The sequence below is a fragment of the Streptomyces sp. NPDC058796 genome (assembly GCF_042745235.1).
In the GTDB taxonomy this organism is placed as follows: domain Bacteria; phylum Actinomycetota; class Actinomycetes; order Streptomycetales; family Streptomycetaceae; genus Streptomyces.
Genome location: NZ_JBHYOP010000007.1, coordinates 277,830 through 296,352 on the forward strand (window position 1 = coordinate 277,830; position 18,523 = coordinate 296,352).

13 protein-coding genes are annotated in these 18,523 nt (G+C 70.3%); 6 read left to right on the forward strand and 7 right to left on the reverse strand.

Features of this window, described 5'->3' with window-relative positions; translation table 11 throughout:
- Window positions 1-185: 185 nt before the first annotated feature.
- Window positions 186-1,952 (reverse strand): proteasome ATPase, encoded by a 1,767-nt coding sequence (arc, locus tag ACFW47_RS19625; protein WP_386286146.1) that lies wholly within the window; start codon window positions 1,950-1,952, stop codon window positions 186-188.
- A gap of 246 nt (window positions 1,953-2,198) precedes the next feature.
- On the opposite strand from arc, the gene ACFW47_RS19630 reads away from it, so the two are divergent.
- Window positions 2,199-2,504 (forward strand): ferredoxin, encoded by a 306-nt coding sequence (locus tag ACFW47_RS19630; RefSeq protein WP_386286145.1) that lies wholly within the window; start codon window positions 2,199-2,201, stop codon window positions 2,502-2,504.
- An 83-nt stretch (window positions 2,505-2,587) separates the two neighbouring features.
- On the opposite strand, the gene ACFW47_RS19635 is transcribed toward ACFW47_RS19630, so the two are convergent.
- The 3 genes from ACFW47_RS19635 to ACFW47_RS19645 form a co-directional block, all read right to left on the reverse strand.
- Window positions 2,588-3,166 carry a hypothetical protein gene (locus tag ACFW47_RS19635; RefSeq protein ID WP_386286144.1) on the reverse strand — a complete coding sequence of 193 codons (579 nt, stop codon included), beginning with the start codon at window positions 3,164-3,166 and terminating at the stop codon, window positions 2,588-2,590.
- Between the two features lie 238 nt (window positions 3,167-3,404).
- Complete coding sequence (locus ACFW47_RS19640) at window positions 3,405-4,307, reverse strand: tRNA (adenine-N1)-methyltransferase (protein WP_043374834.1); 903 nt, start codon at window positions 4,305-4,307, stop codon at window positions 3,405-3,407.
- Window positions 4,308-4,367: 60 nt separating this feature from the next.
- Entirely contained in the window at window positions 4,368-6,347 is a 1,980-nt protein-coding gene (locus ACFW47_RS19645; RefSeq protein ID WP_386286143.1) for a site-2 protease family protein, read from the reverse strand.
- A 176-nt stretch (window positions 6,348-6,523) separates the two neighbouring features.
- Between ACFW47_RS19645 and ACFW47_RS19650 the strand changes: the two genes are divergently transcribed.
- Both ACFW47_RS19650 and ACFW47_RS19655 read left to right on the forward strand, forming a co-directional pair.
- Window positions 6,524-7,504 (forward strand): RecB family exonuclease, encoded by a 981-nt coding sequence (locus ACFW47_RS19650; RefSeq protein ID WP_386286142.1) that lies wholly within the window; start codon window positions 6,524-6,526, stop codon window positions 7,502-7,504.
- 14 nt (window positions 7,505-7,518) lie between these two features.
- Window positions 7,519-8,190, forward strand: a complete 672-nt coding sequence (locus ACFW47_RS19655) for a response regulator transcription factor (RefSeq protein ID WP_019325237.1) — start codon at window positions 7,519-7,521, stop codon at window positions 8,188-8,190.
- 106 nt (window positions 8,191-8,296) lie between these two features.
- On the opposite strand, the gene ACFW47_RS19660 is transcribed toward ACFW47_RS19655, so the two are convergent.
- The 3 genes from ACFW47_RS19660 to metH all read right to left on the reverse strand — a co-directional run bounded on the left by ACFW47_RS19660 (window position 8,297) and on the right by metH (window position 14,630).
- A complete protein-coding gene (locus ACFW47_RS19660; protein WP_386286141.1) occupies window positions 8,297-9,901 on the reverse strand; it encodes an ABC transporter substrate-binding protein in 1,605 nt (534 codons plus the stop codon).
- 376 nt (window positions 9,902-10,277) lie between these two features.
- Complete coding sequence (locus tag ACFW47_RS19665; protein WP_386286140.1) at window positions 10,278-10,979, reverse strand: HAD family hydrolase; 702 nt, start codon at window positions 10,977-10,979, stop codon at window positions 10,278-10,280.
- A gap of 138 nt (window positions 10,980-11,117) precedes the next feature.
- On the reverse strand, window positions 11,118-14,630 hold the full coding sequence (metH, locus tag ACFW47_RS19670; protein WP_386286139.1) for a methionine synthase: 3,513 nt from the start codon (window positions 14,628-14,630) through the stop codon (window positions 11,118-11,120).
- A gap of 387 nt (window positions 14,631-15,017) precedes the next feature.
- Between metH and ACFW47_RS19675 the strand changes: the two genes are divergently transcribed.
- The 3 genes from ACFW47_RS19675 to glpK all read left to right on the forward strand — a co-directional run bounded on the left by ACFW47_RS19675 (window position 15,018) and on the right by glpK (window position 18,519).
- Window positions 15,018-15,782: an IclR family transcriptional regulator gene (locus ACFW47_RS19675; protein WP_073730955.1), complete on the forward strand. Its 765-nt coding sequence runs from the start codon at window positions 15,018-15,020 to the stop codon at window positions 15,780-15,782.
- Window positions 15,783-16,100: 318 nt separating this feature from the next.
- Window positions 16,101-16,895 (forward strand): MIP/aquaporin family protein, encoded by a 795-nt coding sequence (locus ACFW47_RS19680; protein ID WP_386286138.1) that lies wholly within the window; start codon window positions 16,101-16,103, stop codon window positions 16,893-16,895.
- A gap of 85 nt (window positions 16,896-16,980) precedes the next feature.
- Window positions 16,981-18,519 carry a glycerol kinase GlpK gene (gene glpK, locus ACFW47_RS19685; RefSeq protein ID WP_386306434.1) on the forward strand — a complete coding sequence of 513 codons (1,539 nt, stop codon included), beginning with the start codon at window positions 16,981-16,983 and terminating at the stop codon, window positions 18,517-18,519.
- Window positions 18,520-18,523 lie beyond the last annotated feature (4 nt).

Here is an 18,523-nt window from a genome sequence, read left to right on the forward strand (position 1 = left end):
CCGCTGGCGCTCCGATGCGTGTGCGGTGCCCGTCCCCGCACTGCGCGACTCGGCGGTATGGAAGAGCCTAGAACGCCTTTGCGCTGGTGGGGAGATCATTTGCGGCATTGCCTTGCTCCAGTCGGGGCTCCGGAAAACAGTCGGCTGCGGGTACCCGCTAAGGGCACCCGCAGCCGCCCCGCCTTTTACAGGTACTGACCGGTGTTCGCCACCGTGTCGATGGAGCGTCCGGTGTCCGCGCCCTGCTTTCCGGTGACGAGCGTACGGATGTACACGATCCGCTCGCCCTTCTTTCCGGAGATGCGGGCCCAGTCGTCCGGGTTGGTGGTGTTGGGCAGGTCCTCGTTCTCCTTGAACTCGTCCACGCAGGCCTGGAGGAGGTGGGAGACGCGAAGGCCTTTCTGGTTCTTTTCGAGGAAGTCCTTGATCGCCATTTTCTTGGCGCGGCCCACGATGTTCTCGATCATGGCGCCGGAGTTGAAGTCCTTGAAGTAGAGGACTTCCTTGTCGCCGTTGGCGTAGGTGACCTCGAGGAAGCGGTTCTCCTCGGATTCGGCGTACATCTGTTCCACCGCCGTCTGGATCATGCTCTGGACGGTGGCCGCCTTGTCCTTCTCGTGCTCCGCCAGGTCGTCCACGTGGAGCGGGAGGCGCTCGGTGAGGTACTTGCCGAAGATGTCCTTGGCCGCTTCGGCGTCCGGACGCTCGATCTTGATCTTCACGTCGAGCCGGCCGGGCCGCAGGATGGCGGGGTCGATCATGTCCTCGCGGTTGGAGGCGCCGATCACGACCACGTTCTGCAGGCCTTCCACGCCGTCGATCTCGGCGAGCAGCTGCGGGACGATGGTGTTCTCCACGTCCGAGCTGACGCCGGAGCCGCGGGTGCGGAAGAGGGATTCCATCTCGTCGAAGAAGACGATGACGGGGGTGCCCTCGCTGGCCTTCTCACGGGCTCGCTGGAAGACGAGGCGGATCTGCCGCTCGGTCTCGCCGACGTACTTGTTGAGGAGCTCGGGGCCCTTGATGTTGAGGAAGAAGCTCTTGCCGGCGGCCTGGCCGGTCACTTCGGCGACCTTCTTGGCCAGTGAGTTGGCGACCGCCTTGGCGATGAGCGTCTTGCCGCATCCGGGGGGTCCGTAGAGCAGGACGCCCTTGGGAGGACGCAGCTCGTGCTCCTTGAAGAGGTCCGGGTAGAGATAGGGGAGCTCGACCGCGTCGCGGATCATCTCGATCTGTCCGCCGAGGCCACCGATCTGCTCGTAGCCGATGTCGGGGACCTCTTCGAGGACGAGTTCTTCGACCTCGCTCTTGGGGACGACCTCGTAGACGTAGCCGGAGCGGGGTTCGAGCAGGAGGGCGTCGCCGGGGCGGATGGTGACGCCCCGCAGCGGCTCGGCGAGCCGCACCACGCGCTCCTCGTCGGTGTGCCCGAGCACCAGGGCCCGCTCGCCGTCCTCGAGGATCTCCTTGAGGGTGACGATGTCGCCGACGCTCTCGTACTCCATGGCCTCGACCACGTTGAGCGCTTCGTTGAGCATCACTTCCTGGCCGCGCCGTAGCTCGCCGAGCTCGACGCTCGGGCTGACGTTCACCCGGAGCTTACGGCCGCCGGTGAAGATGTCGGCGGTGTCGTCGTCGTTCGCTTGCAGGAAGACGCCGAAGCCTGCCGGTGGCTGGGCCAGCCGGTCGACCTCCTCCTTGAGGGCCACGATCTGGTCGCGGGCCTCGCGGAGGGTGCTGGCGAGTCGCTCGTTCTGGGCGGACACGCCGGCCAGGTTGGTCTGCAGTTCGACGATCCGCTCTTCGAGAATTCTCGTGTGTCGCGGAGATTCGGCGAGCTTGCGTCGCAGGACGGCGATCTCCTGCTCAAGGTAGGCCACCTGCCCGGCCGGGTCGTCGGACCCGCGTCCCGGGCGGATGCCGCGGTTCATGTCGTCGTCGTGGGCTGCCACGGTCCTCACCTCCTCCAAGGGGAGCTGGACGCTTCCAGACCCTACCTGGGTGGGTGTCGATTGAAACCCCTAGATCACAAAGACTGTCGGGGTGTGTCCGATCTTCACCCTTGCGCTCTCCCTCACGCCAGGGGAATACCCACGGAACGTGGATGGAACCCAGGCGGAGGTAGGGTCGAAGCGTTCAACACCCGTCAGAGCTGGCCGGATTCCCGAACAGCTGGGGCGCAGGAAACGGCAGGAGAGATGAGCGTGCAGCAGGAGGCCGGAGTCGACGGCGAGGCCCTGGAGGTCTGGATCGACCAGGACCTGTGTACCGGTGACGGCATCTGTGCGCAGTACGCGCCCGAGGTGTTCGAGCTGGACATCGACGGTCTGGCCTATGTGAAGGGCGCCGGCGACGAGCTGCTGCAGAGCCCGGGGGCGGCAACGCCCGTGCCGTTGCCGCTCCTCACGGACGTGGTCGACTCCGCGAAGGAGTGTCCGGGTGAGTGCATTCATGTGCGTCGCGTTTCGGACAGGGCCGAGGTCTACGGCCCAGACGCAGAGTGACCAAAATGTAACTCAATCCGTACGCTGAGTGACCGTCGTTTGATGGGTCACATCATCCGCCCCGGGGTCACCGGGGTCACCGGTCATACGGTGCGTGCCTGGGACGGCGTGTCGCGGACGAACGCGCCGCTCTTCCACTGCCACTTCACGTCGTCGGTGACGTCGGGGCAGCAACTGGGCACGTCGGCCGACGAGTAGCCGAGCAGCGTGGCGTGGACTTCGCCGCCGCGCACGGCGAGGGCGGTGGCCGTCCGGCGGTCCGCCGGGTCCACGAGGGTGGCCACGACGCGGGGCTCGGCGTCGTCGGTGCCGCGCGTGAGGACGTAGACGCCGTCGGGCGGGGTGCCCATGGGGGCGTCGCAGTGCACCACCGCCACCGTCTCGGGCCGGCCGTCGCCGTCCAGGTCGCCGGTCGCCTTCTTCTGCACCACTGCCTTGACCGGGCCGCATTCCAGGGGGAACGCCACGGCGGCCGGGTCGGGCGGCGCGAGGTGCGCGGGGGCGTTCTTCGGTTCGGCGCCGGGGGTCTGTGCCGCGGTCGCGGCCTCGGGCTGCAGGACCGAGGAGAGGGCGACCACCGCGGCCAGGGCTGTGGCGGTGGCGACCCAGTGGATCGGGCGGGTGTGCGTGTGGGACAGGTCCGGAACGGCGGGGTGCTGCACGAGGAGTGTCTCCTGTGAGGGCTGTGCCGGCGGGGGGGGTGGCCAGCATCGTGCCACACGTCACAGTGCGGGGGAACGGCGGGGTGGGTACTCGGGTCGATTTCCGCGGCCCGGTCTTTTCCGTGGCCCGTTCGTCCGCCGCCGCGTGGGTCAATACGGCGACGCCGTGGTGGAGTTCCCGGTGCGGCCTGGGAACTCCACCACGGCGTCGGTGCGTTGTACGCGGCGCGGGGCCGTCTCAGCGGCCGGAGCCTCCGCCGGCGTTGGGGCCGTCGTAGTCCTCGCCGTAGGCGCCCTTGGCCGGGCGGCGGCGGCGCATGGGCGGCTCGACACCGTCGGCGAGGCGTCGGGCGGTGAGCAGGAAGCCGGTGTGGCCGATCATGCGGTGGTCGGGACGGACGGCGAGGCCCTCGACGTGCCAGTTGCGGATCATGGTCTCCCAGGAGGTCGGCTCGTTGAAGCAGCCGATCTCGCGGATGGACTCGACGGTCCGGGCGAGCTGGGTGGTGGTGGCCACGTAGCAGCACAGGATGCCGCCGGGCACGAGCGCCTTCTTGACGACGTCCAGGCACTCCCAGGGGGCGAGCATGTCGAGGATGACGCGGTCGACGTCGGTGTCGGACAGGTTGTCCTGGAGGTCGCCGACGGTGAGCTGCCAGGCGGGGTGCGGGCCGCCGAAGTAGCGTTCGACGTTCTGCTTCGCGATGTCGGCGAAGTCCTCGCGGCGCTCGTAGGAGTGCAGCATGCCCTGATCGCCGATGGCGCGCAGCAGGAAGCTGCTGAGGGATCCGGAGCCGACGCCGGCCTCCACGACGCGTGCGCCGGGGAAGATGTCGGCGAAGGCGAGGATCTGCCCCGCGTCCTTCGGGTAGACGACGGCTGCCCCGCGGGGCATGGACAGGACGTAGTCGGGGAGCAGGGGGCGCAGCGCGAGGTAGGCGACGTTCCCGGTGGTGCGGACAACGCTGCCCTCGGGAGCGCCGATCAGTTCGTCGTGGGGGAAGGAACCCTTGTGGGTGTGGAAGTTCTTCCCGGCCTCGAGCGTGAACGTGTAGTGGCGGCCCTTGGGGTCGGTCAGCTGAACCTGGTCCCCGACCTTGAAGGGCCCGCGCCTGCGGGCGGCACCGGTCGGTTCGGACATGTGACCAGCCTACCGGTCCGCGGCGGGGCCGCCGACCACACCGGTGGCCGGGGCCGGTGATCAGGAGGGGCGGGCCATCGCCTTGACGAAGGCGCGCTCGACGTCGGCGGCGGAGAGGACGCCGTAGATCTCGCCGGTCTCCTCGACCACCAGGTACTCGGTCGCCGGGTTGGCGCGCAGGGCGTCCAGCAGTTCCTCGCCGGACAGCTCGGCCGAGACGCGCATGCCGTCGGTGAGGTCCTGGGCGAGGGTGCTCACCGGGACCCAGGGCCGGCGGTGCTCGGGTACGCCGACGATGGCGGCCTCGCGGACCAGTGAGACGGGGACGCCGTCGGCGTCGACGACGACCAGGGCGCGGGCCCCGGAGGCGTTGGCCCGGCGCAGCGCCTCGGAGAGCGGGGTGTCGGCCGGGACGGGGACGGCGCGCCGGGTGAGGGCGCGGGCGCGCAGCTCGGGCAGGTGCTCGCGCAGGCGGGCCATGCGGAGGCTGTTTCCGGCGCCGGTCCAGATGATCGCGGCGAGGATCGCGGCGAGCAGGGCGTCCATGACGGTGTCCATGCCGACGTCGTCGGCGGCGTCGGACCCGAGGGACTGGGTGAGCAGGGGCAGGCCGATCAGGACGGCGATGGCGAGCGCCCGGCCGACCCAGGCGGCGGCGATCGTGCCGCTCATCGGCTTGCCGGTGATCTTCCAGACGACGGCGCGGAGCATCCGGCCGCCGTCGAGCGGGAGGCCGGGCAGCAGGTTGAAGGCGGCCACGAGGAGGTTGGAGAACATCAGGCCGGCCAGCAGGACGCCGGGGACCGAGTCGGGTTCTACGGGCAGGAGTGCGGCGTAGAAGACGCCGGCGAGGACGAGGGAGAGCAGGGGGCCGACGAAGGCCAGCACGAACTCCCGGCCGGGGGTCTCGGCCTCCTTCTCGATCTCGGAGACGCCGCCGAAGAACTGGAGCTGGATGCGGCGCACCGGGAGCTTGAAACGGAGGGCGGCGACGGTGTGGGCGAGCTCGTGGACGAGGACGGAGGCGTAGAAGGCGACGGCGAAGAAGAGGGAGACCAGGTAGCGGGCGGCGCCGAGCTCGGGCAGCACGCGGTCGAGCTGTCCGCCGAAGACCCAGGTGATCAGGGCGGCGACCAGGAACCAGCTGGGCGCGACGTACACGGGTACGCCGAAGGGCCGGCCCATGAGCAGGCCGCCGCCGGGTTCGGGCTTGCGCTGCGGGGGCTTGGCCGGGCCGGCACCGCCGTCGCGGTGGGCGTGCCGGGCGGTGATGCGGCCGGGGTGGGAACCGGCGCGGGGATGGCCGGGGTGGGCGTCGCGGTCACCGTGTCCGTGGTGCGCGGGCGGACGGGCCGAGCGGTCGTCGGCCGAGGGCTGCGAGGCCTGCGGGGCCGGGGTCGGATCCGGGTCGGCGGCCGGGGCCGGTTTCGGGTGCGCGGTCCGTTCCGGGGTGACGTCCTCGGGGGTCCTTCGCCCGGGCTCGCCGTGGGAGGGGGCGGCTCCGGTCGGGGGTTCCCCCTCGGCGTCGGGGCCCGGCGCCTTCAGGAGCGGCGTTTCGCGAGCGGGCGTCTCGGGAGTTGTGGCTCCGCGAGTCGGTGTCCCGGCGCCCGCGGGCTCCGGAGCCGGAGCTGCACCCGCGGGCTCCGGAGCCGGACCTGCGGAACCGGACGACGACTCCGGACCCGGCGCACCGGCACCGGACGGCTCGGGCCGTACCGGCTCGGGGCCGGTCTCCTGGGAGCGCGTACCGGAGGCGGGGGTCGCGGAGGCCGGTCTGCCGGAAACGGGTGTGCTCGCACTCGGCGCAGCAGGGGTGTCGTCCGCGCCCGCCGCCGGCGAGCGGTCGGCGGCCGTCGGGGCGGGGTCGCCGTGGGACTCCCCCGGCGTCCGGGGCCCGTCCGCGGGCCGGTCCCCGGGCTGGCCGGAATCCGCGGGCTCCGGCCGGGCGGAGCCGGTGGCCGGGGCAGTGGGACCTGCCTGGGGCTCGGCCGACTCGTCGTTGCCGGGGCGCGGCTGCCCGCTCCCGCCGCTCACGTCCACGGTGTCCCCTCGTTCGAAGCGTCTCCCGCGCCTGCCGGGCGGGAGGGTACTCGTGTCGATGGTATGCGTCCGCCGCGGCCCGTTCCGCCCCGGCACCCCTCTGGTTCCCTTCCGTCGCACGGGTTCACGACCGCGGGGTGGGTCACTGTCAGTGGCGGGCCGTAAGGTCTGTGGGCATGGAGACGAGCATCGAGGATGTCGCCGAGGACGCCGGCGCACCCGCCCGACCGGCGGTGACGGCGGCGGCGGAGCACACGGACGCGGTGACGGACACGCCGGCGCCGGCCACGGCCCAGGCGCGCGTGCACACGGCGCCCGCCTCGCTCTCCCCGTCCCGGGCCGGCGATTTCATGCAGTGCCCGCTGTTGTACCGGTTCCGGGTCATCGACCGGCTCCCGGAGAAGCCGAGTGAGGCGGCGACGCGGGGCACGCTGGTGCACGCGGTGCTGGAGCGGCTCTTCGACGCCCCGGCGGGCGAGCGCACCGCGCCGCGGGCGAAGTCGCTGGTCCCGGGCCAGTGGGACCGGCTGCGGGAGAGCAGGCCGGAGCTCGGTGTGCTGTTCGCGGACGACCCGGAGGGCGAGCGTCTGGCTCAGTGGCTGAGCGAGGCGGAGCGGCTCGTCGAGCGGTGGTTCACCCTCGAGGACCCGAGCCGGCTGGAGCCCGCGGAGCGGGAGCTGTTCGTCGAGGCCGAGCTGGAGTCCGGGCTGCGGCTGCGCGGCATCATCGACCGGGTCGACGTCGCCCCCACCGGCGAGGTGCGCATCGTCGACTACAAGACGGGCAAGGCGCCCCGCCCCCAGTACGCCGAGGGCGCGCTGTTCCAGATGAAGTTCTACGCGCTGGTCGTCTGGCGGTTGAAGAAGGTGGTCCCGCGGCGGCTGCAGCTCGTCTACCTCGGCAGTGGTGACGTGCTCACCTACGACCCGGTCCCGGCCGACCTGGAGCGGGTCGAGCGCAAGCTGCTGGCGCTGTGGGAGGCCATCCGGCTGGCGACCGAGACCGGCGACTGGCGGCCGCGTCCGACCAAGCTGTGCGGCTGGTGCGACCACCAGGCGCATTGCCCGGAGTTCGGCGGCACTCCCCCGCCCTACCCGCTGCCGGTGAGGGCGGCCGAGTCCGGCGGCACCGAGCAGGGCAGAATGGGGCCGGACTAGCGAAGGAGACTTACGTGGCCATCCGCGTCCTACTGGTCGACGACCAGCCGCTGCTGCGCACGGGCTTCCGCATGATCCTGGAGGCGGAGCAGGACCTCGCGGTCGTCGGCGAGGCCGGAGACGGCCTCCAGGCGCTCGACCAGGTACGGGCGCTGCAGCCCGATGTCGTATTGATGGACATCCGCATGCCGCGGATGGACGGTGTGGAGGCGACCCGGCAGATCACCGGCCCCGAGCGGGACGGGCCGGCGAAGGTCCTGGTGCTGACCACCTTCGACCTCGACGAGTACGTGGTGGAGGCGTTGAAGGCGGGCGCCAGCGGCTTCCTGCTGAAGGACGCCCCGGCGGGCGAACTGGTGCAGGCGATCCGCGTGGTGGCGAACGGCGAGGCGATGCTCGCGCCGAGCATCACCAGGCGGCTGCTCGACAAGTACGCCACGCATCTGCCCTCCGGGGAGGAGCCGGTTCCGGACACCCTGCACACGCTGACCGAGCGTGAGGTGGAGGTGCTGAAGCTGGTGGCCCGGGGCCTGTCCAACGCGGAGATCGCCGCCGACCTCTTCGTCAGCGAGACCACCGTCAAGACGCACGTGGGTCATGTGCTGACCAAGCTGGGTCTGCGCGACCGGGTGCAGGCCGCCGTGTACGCCTACGAGAGCGGCCTGGTGCGCCCAGGCGCACAGTAGCCCGCCACGCTCGCGGCGTGGGATCACGGGCAAGTGCTCACGACGAGAACCCGAAGGGCGCCCCTCCGGCCGGGAGGGGCGCCCTTCGTGGTTCGGTCCGGCGGGGTCAGCCGCTCACACCCCGGCCCAGCTCCCACACCTGGAGGGTGGAAGAGGAGTTGAGGAGGTAGGCGGTGCCCGTGATGTCGTCCCGGGCCGCGACGTACTGCTTGCCCTGCCACAGCGGGATCACCGGCGCGTCGATCGCGGTGATGTCCTGGATCTCGGTGAGGCTGTCCACGGCGGAGAGCCGGTCGGCCTCGCGACGGGACTCGGGGATCAGCGTGTTGCGGATCTCCGCGTTCGCGTACGGCGAGTTGAGGGTGTTGTCCTTGTCGAGGAACGGTGCGATGAAGTTGTCGGCGTCCGGGAAGTCGGGGAACCAGCCCATGCCGAAGACGTCGTACTCGCCCTTCAGTTCCGCCGGGCGGAACTTGTCCCAGGGCAGGCCCTCGATGCCGACGTCGAAGAGACCGCTGTCGTTGAGCTGCTTCTGCAGCACCTCGAACTCCTGCTTGGTCGCGGCTCCGTAGTGGTCCGTCGTGTAGTGCATCGTCAGCTTCACCGGCGTCTCGATGCCCGCGTCCTCCAGCACCGCCTTGGCCTTGGGCACGCTCGGGTCGCCGTACTTGTTGAAGAACGAGTTGGAGTGACCGGTGACGGTGGCCGGAACCATCGAGTACAGCGGCTCGGCCTGGGAGCCGTAGACCTCGGAGACGAGTGCGCTGCGGTCGATGAGCTGGGCCATCGCCTGGCGGACGGCCTTGTCCTTCACCGTCGGCGCGTCCGTGTTGAAGCCCAGGTAGCGGATCTCCAGACCGGCGACCTCGATGAGGTCGACCTTGCTGTCCGTGGAGGTGGAGAGCTTCCGGATCTGGTCCGGCGTCATCGTGCGGGCCATCACGTCGATGTCGCCCTTGTCGATCGCGGTGCCCATGGACTCGGCGTCCTCGAAGGAGACGATCTCGACCTTGTCGTTGTTCACCTTGAGGCTCCCCTTGTAATTGGGGTTCTTGGTGAACACGGCCTTGGTCATCACGTCGCCGTCGACCTCGGCCTTCATCGTGTACGGCCCGGAGCCGTCCAGTTCGAAGCCCTCGCGCAGCTTGTCCTTCTCGTAGACGTCCTTGTTGACGATGCCGGCGACCGGCGTCGACAGCTTGTACGGGAAGGTGGCGTCCGCGGTGTTGAGGTGGAAGATGACCTCGCGGTCGCCCTGCGTCTCGACGGTGTCGACGGTCGACAGCAGGCCGTACACCTGGCTGTCGGCCTTGAGGGACAGGGCGCGCTCGATGGAGTACTTCACGTCCTCCGCGGTGATGGCGTCGCCGTTGGCGAACTTCAGGCCGTCACGCAGGGTGCAGGCGTAACGCTCGTTGCCGGTGTCGGTGAATCCGCACTCCTCGGCGGCTTCGGGCACGGGTTCGCCGTCGCCCCGGGGCTGGATCATCAGGGTCTGCGTGGTCTGACGCAGGACGTTCCAGGTGCCGACATCGTAGGCGAACGCCGGATCGAGGGGCGCGGGCGCGTCCTTCGAGGCGGTGAACCGGTCCGTGGTGCCGACGACGATCGCGTCCCCGCCGCCGCTGCCGCTGTCGGACCCGCCACAGGCGGCGAGTACCGGCGCGAGCAGGCCGACGGCGGCCGGCAGCACCAAAGTCTTGCGGTTCATGCTCGAGTTTCTCCAGAGCTGTCGGTCCGTGTATCCGGCATGCAGGGGTGTCGCGGCGGATCACGGGGGTAGTGGCCGATGTTCTCGCGACGAGATTAGTCCGCGCCCGCACGGGGGTTCGCAGCCACCGGAGTTGGGGGCTCATCACGGAGCGAAACCGGGTGTGGACGCACCGAAAACCCGACAGTGGAAGGATTAGTGCAGGGTTTCACCAATCGGGACACAAGGGCGCCTCGACAACGTTCGCCAAGCGTCGGGCAGCACAGTGAAGCCTTCCTGTCGACCCCTGACAGCGTGGCGAACGTCACAGGTGCCGGATGGCCGACGAGGGCCTTAATTCGGCCGTCCGGAAGCGATGGCATTTCCCCTTGAACGCCTAGCGCATTTGTGTCATCAGACCGCGCAGAAATGTCAGGTCGACTTCTTCCAGGGAGCCGACCACCGTGCGCCGGACGCCCGGGGTGATGGGGGCGACCGAGGGCACGGCAACGACGTGGCAGCCCGCGGCCTCCGCGGCGGCGACGCCCGTCGCGGTGTCCTCGACGACGGCGCACCGGGCCGGGTCCACGCCGAGGCCGGCCGCGGCGGCCAGGTACGGGTCCGGGTGGGGCTTGGTCCGCGGCACCTCGTCGCCGGCCACGGTCAGGCCGAAGTGCTGGGGGCCCAGCGAGGCCAGCACGCGGTCGATGATGCGCCGGTGGGACGCGGAGACCAGGGCCGTGGGGATCTCGTGCGCGGACAGCTCCCCGAGCAGCCGGGCGGCTCCCGGCATGAGCGGCAGGGTGCGGCCGATGCGTTCCTCGAAGCCGTCGTTGAGCAGCACGCTGAGTTCGGCGAGTGTGATGTCGGCCCCGGTGGCCTCGATCAGGAATCCGGCACTGCGGCTCATGGGGCCGCCGACGACCACGTGCCGCCAGGAGTCGTCGAGGGTGTGGCCGAGGGAGGCGAAGACCTCGACCTCGACGTCCCACCAGAAGCCCTCGGTGTCCACCAGGGTGCCGTCCATGTCGAGGAGCACGGCCTGCAGGGCGGAGCCTTCGGCCGTACGGGTTCCGAGCGCGGGGACCGTACTGGTCATCCACGTACCTCCTTGAAGGGACGATCAGGCCGGTTCCCACGAAGGGAACCGGCCTGCAGTGGACCGACCAGTGTACGTCGTGCGGGACGGGAACGCCTGGTGCGGCCCGTGGAGCTGCCCCGAGGCTGCGCCCGGCTCCTAGCGGGCGTTGAAGTACTTGGCCTCCGGGTGGTGGATCACGATGGCGTCGGTGGACTGCTCGGGGTGGAGCTGGAACTCCTCCGACAGGTGGACGCCGATGCGCTCCGGCTGGAGCAGGTCGGCGATCTTGGCGCGGTCCTCCAGGTCCGGGCAGGCGCCGTAGCCGAGGGAGAAGCGGGCGCCCCGGTACTTCAGGGCGAACATGTCCTCCATCTGGGCCGGGTCCTCACCGCCGAAGCCGAGTTCGGCGCGGACGCGGGCGTGCCAGTACTCGGCGAGGGCCTCGGCGAGCTGGACGGACAGGCCGTGCAGCTCGAGGTAGTCGCGGTAGGCGTTGGCCTGGAACATGCGCGCGGTCTCCTCGCCGATGCGGGAGCCGACGGTGACGACCTGGAAGCCCACGACGTCGGTCTCCCCCGACTCCTCCGGGCGGAAGAAGTCGGCCAGGCACAGCCGCCGGCCGCGGCGCTGACGCGGGAAGGTGAAGCGGGTGCGCTCGTTGCCGTCGTCGTCGAGGACGATCAGGTCGTCGTCCTTGGAGACGCAGGGGAAGTAGCCGTGGACCACGGCCGCTTCCAGCAGGTTCTCCGTCTGGAGGCGGTCCAGGAGCCCGCGCAGCCGCGGCCGTCCCTCGGTCTCGACCAGTTCCTCGTACGAGGGACCCTCGCCGGTGCGGGCCTGCTTGAGGCCCCACTGGCCCTTGAAGAGGGCGCCCTCGTCGAGCCAGGAGGCGTACTCCTTGAGCTGGATTCCCTTGACCACACGCGTGCCCCAGAAGGGCGGCTCGGGGACGGGGTTGTCGGTGGCGACGTCCGAGCGGACGTGTCCTTCCTCGGGCCGCTCCTCGATCTCGACGGTGGCCGCCTTGACCCGGCGCTGCTTCAGCTCGGGGAGTCTGGCGCCGGGGACGCCGCGCTTGATGCCGATCAGGGCGTCCATCAGGCGCAGGCCCTCGAAGGCGTCGCGGGCGTAGCGGACCTCGCCGTCGTAGACCTCGTGGAGGTCCTGTTCGACGTAGGCGCGGGTGAGGGCGGCGCCGCCGAGGATGACGGGGTAGTCGGCGGCCAGGCCGCGCTGGTTGAGCTCCTCCAGGTTCTCCTTCATGATCACCGTGGATTTGACCAGGAGCCCGGACATGCCGATCACGTCGGCCTTGTGCTCGCCGGCCGCCTCCAGGATCGCGGAGACCGGCTGCTTGATACCGAGGTTGACGACGTTGTAGCCGTTGTTGGACAGGATGATGTCGACGAGGTTCTTGCCGATGTCGTGGACGTCGCCGCGGACGGTGGCCAGCACGATGGTGCCCTTGCCCTCGTCGTCGGTCTTCTCCATGTGCGGCTCCAGATGGGCCACCGCGGTCTTCATCACCTCGGCGGACTGGAGCACGAACGGCAGCTGCATCTGCCCGGAGCCGAACAGCTCCCCGACGACCTTCATGCCGTCCAGCAGCGTGTCGTTGACGATGTCGAGGGCGGGGCGGCTCTGGAGGGCTTCGTCGAGATCCTGTTCGAGGCCGTTCTTCTCGCCGTCGATGATGCGCCGCTTGAGGCGCTCCTCCAGCGGGAGGCCGGCCAGTTCCTCGGCCTTGGAGGCCTTCAGGGACTTGGCGGTGGCGCCCTCGAAGAGCTGCATCAGCTTCTGGAGGGGGTCGTAGCCCTCACGGCGGCGGTCGTAGATGAGGTCCAGGGCAGTGGTGACCTGCTCCTCGTCGAACCGGGCGATCGGCAGGATCTTGCTCGCATGCACGATCGCCGAGTCCAGGCCCGCCTTCACGCACTCGTCCAGGAACACGCTGTTGAGCAGGATGCGGGCGGCCGGGTTCAGGCCGAAGGAGATGTTCGACAGGCCCAGCGTGGTCTGCACGTCCGGGTGCCGCTTCTTCAGCTCGCGGATGCCCTCGATGGTGGCCAGGCCGTCCTTGCGGGACTCCTCCTGGCCGGTGCAGATGGTGAAGGTCAGGCAGTCGACGAGGATGTCCGACTCGTGGATGCCCCAGTTCCCGGTCAGGTCGGCGATCAGCCGCTCGGCAATCTCGACCTTCTTCTCCGCCGTACGGGCCTGGCCCTCCTCGTCGATGGTCAGCGCGATCAGCGCCGCACCGTGCTCCCGCGCCAGCTTGGTGACGCGGGCGAACCGGGACTCCGGGCCCGCTCCGTCCTCGTAGTTCACCGAGTTGATCACCGCGCGGCCGCCGAGCTTCTCCAGACCGGCCTGGATGACGTCGACCTCGGTGGAGTCCAGCACGATGGGCAGCGTCGAGGCAGTCGCGAACCGGCCCGCCAGCTCCTCCATGTCCGCCACGCCGTCCCGGCCGACGTAGTCCACGCACAGGTCCAGCATGTGCGCGCCCTCGCGGATCTGGTCCCGGGCCATCTCCACGCAGTCGTCCCAGCGGCCGTCCAGCATCGCCTCACGGAACTTCTTCGACCCGTTCGCGTTCGTCCGCTCACCGATCGCGAGGTAGGACGTGTCCTGCCGGAACGGCACGGTCTGGTAGAGCGAGGCGGCGCCGGGCTCGGGACGCGGGTGCCGCTCGGTGGGGGCGGTGCCGCGGACCCGCTCGACGACCTGCCGCAGGTGCTCGGGGGTGGTGCCGCAGCAGCCGCCCACCAGCGACAGCCCGTACTCCCGGACGAACGTCTCCTGCGCGTCCGCCAGCTCCGGCGCGGTCAGCGGGTAGTGCGCGCCGTCCTTGCCGAGGACGGGCAGACCGGCGTTGGGCATGCAGGACAGCGGGATGCGGGAGTGGCGGGCGAGGTAGCGCAGGTGCTCGCTCATCTCGGCCGGGCCGGTCGCGCAGTTCATGCCGATCATGTCGATGCCGAGCGGCTCCAGCGCGGTGAGCGCGGCGCCGATCTCCGACCCGAGCAGCATGGTGCCGGTGGTCTCGACGGTCACGGAGACGATGACGGGCAGGTCGAGCCCGAGTGCGTCCAGGGCGCGCCGGGCGCCGAGCACGGACGCCTTGGTCTGCAGGAGGTCCTGGGTGGTCTCCACCAGCAGCGCGTCGGCGCCGCCGGCGACGAGGCCCTCGGCGTTGCGCTGGTAGGCGTCGCGCAGGACGGTGTACGGGGCGTGGCCGAGTGTGGGCAGCTTGGTGCCGGGGCCGATGGAGCCGAGGACCCAGCGCTGCCGTCCGTCCCGGGCGGCGAACGCGTCGGCGACCTCGCGGGCGACCCGGGCGCCGGCCTCGGACAGCTCGTGGACGCGCTCGGGGATGTCGTACTCGCCGAGGGCGGAGTGGTTCGCGCCGAAGGTGTTGGTGCCCACGCAGTCCACGCCGGCCGCGAAGTACTCCTCGTGCACCGAGCGGACGATGTCCGGGCGGGTGACGTTGAGGACCTCGTTGCAGCCCTCCAGCTGCTGGAAGTCGTCCAGCGTCGGGTTCTGCGCCTGGAGCATGGTGCCCATCGCGCCGTCGGCGACCACCACGCGGGTGGCGAGGGCCTCTCGGAGGGCGGACACGCGGGTCCGGGTGTCGGCGGGCGGGGTGGATGGCGACGAGGCCATGAAAGGGCTCCCTAGGATGCGACGGCTGTCGGCTTTGCGCTGCCCGGTTCCGTCCATGGGGAACGTCCCCGGGAGAGAACGCACGCCGCCAGGGTAGCCGGGACCGGAGGCCGGTGGTCGAGGCGTCCACGAGACGGACGAGGATTGCGGGTCACGCGCCCGCCGAAGGGGTGACTTTCCGGTCGGGGGAATCCGCAGGCCGACGACCCGGCGGCCGTTTGGGAACGGCCCGGGTGCGTGGTGCTGGACGACCGGATCCGGCCGGAGTGCAACAGTTGCCCGCCGACCATTAGCGGGAGGTCGGCATGGACCGGTAGTGTTCGGCATTGCCGAACGACGTCAGCGACGCCGAGGTCGGCAGTCGAAGGGGACGGAGGCAGTACGTCGATGGCACGGAACATCCAGTCGCTCGAACGGGCGGCCGCGATGCTGCGCCTGCTCGCGGGCGGCGAGCGGCGGCTCGGCCTGTCGGACATCGCCTCGTCGCTGGGTCTGGCCAAGGGCACCGCGCACGGCATCCTGCGCACCCTCCAGCAGGAGGGCTTCGTGGAACAGGACGGGGCTTCCGGCCGCTATCAGCTGGGCGCCGAGCTGCTCCGCCTGGGGACGACCTATCTCGACGTGCACGAGCTGCGGGCGCGCGCCCTGGTGTGGACGGACGACCTGGCGCGTTCCAGCGGGGAGAGCGTCCACCTCGGGGTCCTGCACCAGCAGGGCGTACTGATCGTGCACCACGTCTTCCGCCCCGACGACAGCCGGCAGGTCCTGGAGATCGGCGCCATGCAGCCGCTGCACTCCACGGCACTGGGCAAGGTGCTCTCGGCGTACGACCCGGTCGCGCACAGCGAGGCGCTGGAGGCCGACCGCAAGGCGTACACCGACCGGACCGTGTGCGAGCCGGACGGGTTCGAGCACATCCTCGACATCACGCGCGCGCGGGGCTACGCGGCGGACGTCGAGGAGACCTGGGAGGGCGTCGCGTCCATCGCCGCCCCCATCCACGACCGCAGGCGCATGCCGGTCGGCGCGGTCGGCATCACGGGCGCCGTGGAACGGCTGTGCCGGGAGGGCGAGCTGCGTCCCGAGCTGGTCGCGGCGGTGCGGGACTGCGCCCGCGCGGTGTCGCGGGACCTGGGCGCCGGGCGGTTCTAGGACGGACGGCACGAGCAGGGGCCGGGACGCCGCAGTGCGTTCCGGCCCCTGGCGTTTCCCGGTGCCCGTCGCGCGGCGTGGTCGATAGCCCACGACGATCAATAACGATCGTGCTTTCGATAACACAGCTCTTGACGCACGCGTGACGCCACGGCGAGACTCGCGTCCATCGGTCGGCATTGTCGAACACCTACCGGCAATACGCGTTAGAGTGTGACAACGCCAAGGGCCGCCATCGCTCTCACACCGAGGGCGCCGGAACACCCGGAGGGACCCGGGGGTTCGGCTTCCCCTGGACGAAGGACAAAGGAGTCGCGGGTGTCCAGCTCCGACATCTTCATCGGCGAGACCATCGGTACCGCCATACTCATCCTGCTCGGCGGCGGCGTCTGTGCCGCCGTGACGCTCAAGGCCTCCAAGGCCCGCAACGCCGGCTGGCTCGCCATCGCCTTCGGGTGGGGCTTCGCGGTCATGACGGCGGCGTACATATCGGGTCCGCTCTCCGGCGCCCACCTCAACCCCGCCGTCACGGTCGGCATCGCGGTCAAGGACGGCGACTGGAGCAACACGCCGACCTACCTCGCGGGTCAGCTCCTCGGCGCCATGATCGGCGCGGTCCTGGTCTGGATCGCCTACTACGGCCAGTTCCAGGCCCACCTCACCGACCGCGAGATCGTCGGCGGTCCCGGCGCGCAGGACACGGCGGCCAAGTCCGTCGAGGCACAGGAGAAGGGCGCCGGCCCCGTCCTGGGCATCTTCTCCACCGGCCCGGAGATCCGGCACACGGTCCAGAACCTCGCCACCGAGATCATCGGCACCTTCGTCCTGCTGCTCGCCATCCTGACCCAGGGCCTGAACGACGCGGGCAACGGCCTCGGCGTCCTGGGCGCCCTGATCACCGCGCTCGTCGTGGTCTCGATCGGTCTGTCGCTCGGTGGCCCGACGGGCTACGCGATCAACCCGGTCCGCGACCTCGGCCCGCGCATCGTGCACGCCCTGCTGCCGCTGCCCAACAAGGGCGGCTCCGACTGGGCCTACGCCTGGATCCCGGTCGTCGGTCCGCTGATCGGCGGTGCGCTCGCCGGAGGTGTCTACAACGTCGCGTTCGCCTGAGCGGGCCTCCGCTCGGCCATCATCGAGCCGCAGCACACGCGCCGTACGCACCGGCCGCCACACCACGGAAACCCAGGAGCACACAGTGACCGACGCCCACACCGCAGGCCCCTTCATCGCCGCCATCGACCAGGGCACGACCTCCTCCCGCTGCATCGTCTTCGACCGCGACGGGCGCATCGTCTCCGTCGACCAGAAGGAGCACGAGCAGATCTTCCCGAAGCCGGGCTGGGTCGAGCACGACGCCACCGAGATCTGGACCAACGTCCAGGAGGTCGTCGCCGGGGCGGTCGAGAAGGCCGGCATCACCCGCGACGACATCAAGGCCATCGGCATCACCAACCAGCGCGAGACCACCCTCGTCTGGGACAAGAACACCGGTGAGCCCGTCCACAACGCCATCGTCTGGCAGGACACCCGCACCGACGCCCTGTGCCGCGAACTCGGCCGCAACGTGGGGCAGGACCGCTTCCGCCGCGAGACCGGCCTTCCCCTCGCCTCCTACTTCGCCGGTCCCAAGGCCCGCTGGCTGCTCGACAACGTCGACGGTCTGCGCGAGCGGGCCGAGGCGGGCGACCTGCTCTTCGGCACCATGGACACCTGGGTCATCTGGAACCTGACCGGCGGGGTGGACGGCGGCAGGCACGTCACCGACGTCACCAACGCCTCCCGCACCATGCTGATGAACCTGCACACCATGCAGTGGGACGCGAAGATCGCCGAGTCCATCGGCGTGCCGACGCAGATGCTCCCCGAGATCCGCTCCTCCGCCGAGGTCTACGGCGAGATCAAGGGCGGCAGGCTCGGCGAACTGCTCGGCGGCATCCCCGTCGCCTCCGCTCTCGGCGACCAGCAGGCGGCCCTCTTCGGCCAGACCTGCTTCTCCGAGGGCGAGACCAAGTCGACGTACGGCACCGGCACCTTCATGGTGATGAACACCGGTGACAAGCTCATCAACTCCTACTCCGGGCTGCTGACCACGGTCGGCTACAAGATCGGCGACCAGGACACGGTCTACGCCCTGGAGGGCTCGATCGCCGTCACCGGTTCGCTGGTGCAGTGGATGCGCGACCAGATGGGTCTGATCTCCACGGCCGCCGAGATCGAGACCCTGGCGATGCAGGTCGAGGACAACGGCGGCGCCTACTTCGTGCCGGCCTTCTCCGGCCTGTTCGCCCCCTACTGGCGCTCCGACGCCCGCGGTGTGATCGCCGGCCTGACCCGGTACGTCACCAAGGCGCACCTCGCGCGCGCCGTCCTGGAGGCCACCGCCTGGCAGACGCGGGAGATCGCGGACGCCATGACGAAGGACTCCGGCGTGGAGCTGACCGCCCTCAAGGTCGACGGCGGCATGACCTCCAACAACCTGCTGATGCAGACCCTCGCCGACTTCGTGGACGCCCCCGTGGTGCGCCCGATGGTCGCCGAGACCACCTGCCTCGGCGCCGCCTACGCCGCCGGCCTCGCCGTCGGCTTCTGGAACAGCACCGACGACCTGCGCGCCAACTGGCGCCGGGCCGCCGAGTGGACCCCCCGCATGGACGCGGAGACCCGCGACCGTGAGTACAAGAGCTGGCTCAAGGCCGTCGAGCGGACCATGGGCTGGCTCGAGGACGAGGAGTAAGAAC

Excerpts from the sequence above, each read along its gene's own strand:
- ACFW47_RS19630 (WP_386286145.1), top strand. The coding sequence starts at position 2,199 with ATGAGCGTGCAGCAGGAGGCCGGAGTCGACGGCGAGGCCCTGGAGGTC.
- ACFW47_RS19640 (WP_043374834.1), bottom strand. The coding sequence starts at position 4,307 with ATGTCCGAACCGACCGGTGCCGCCCGCAGGCGCGGGCCCTTCAAGGTC.
- ACFW47_RS19650 (WP_386286142.1), top strand. The coding sequence starts at position 6,524 with ATGGAGACGAGCATCGAGGATGTCGCCGAGGACGCCGGCGCACCCGCC.
- ACFW47_RS19660 (WP_386286141.1), bottom strand. The coding sequence starts at position 9,901 with ATGAACCGCAAGACTTTGGTGCTGCCGGCCGCCGTCGGCCTGCTCGCG.
- ACFW47_RS19665 (WP_386286140.1), bottom strand. The coding sequence starts at position 10,979 with ATGACCAGTACGGTCCCCGCGCTCGGAACCCGTACGGCCGAAGGCTCC.
- metH (WP_386286139.1), bottom strand. The coding sequence starts at position 14,630 with ATGGCCTCGTCGCCATCCACCCCGCCCGCCGACACCCGGACCCGCGTG.
- ACFW47_RS19675 (WP_073730955.1), top strand. The coding sequence starts at position 15,018 with ATGGCACGGAACATCCAGTCGCTCGAACGGGCGGCCGCGATGCTGCGC.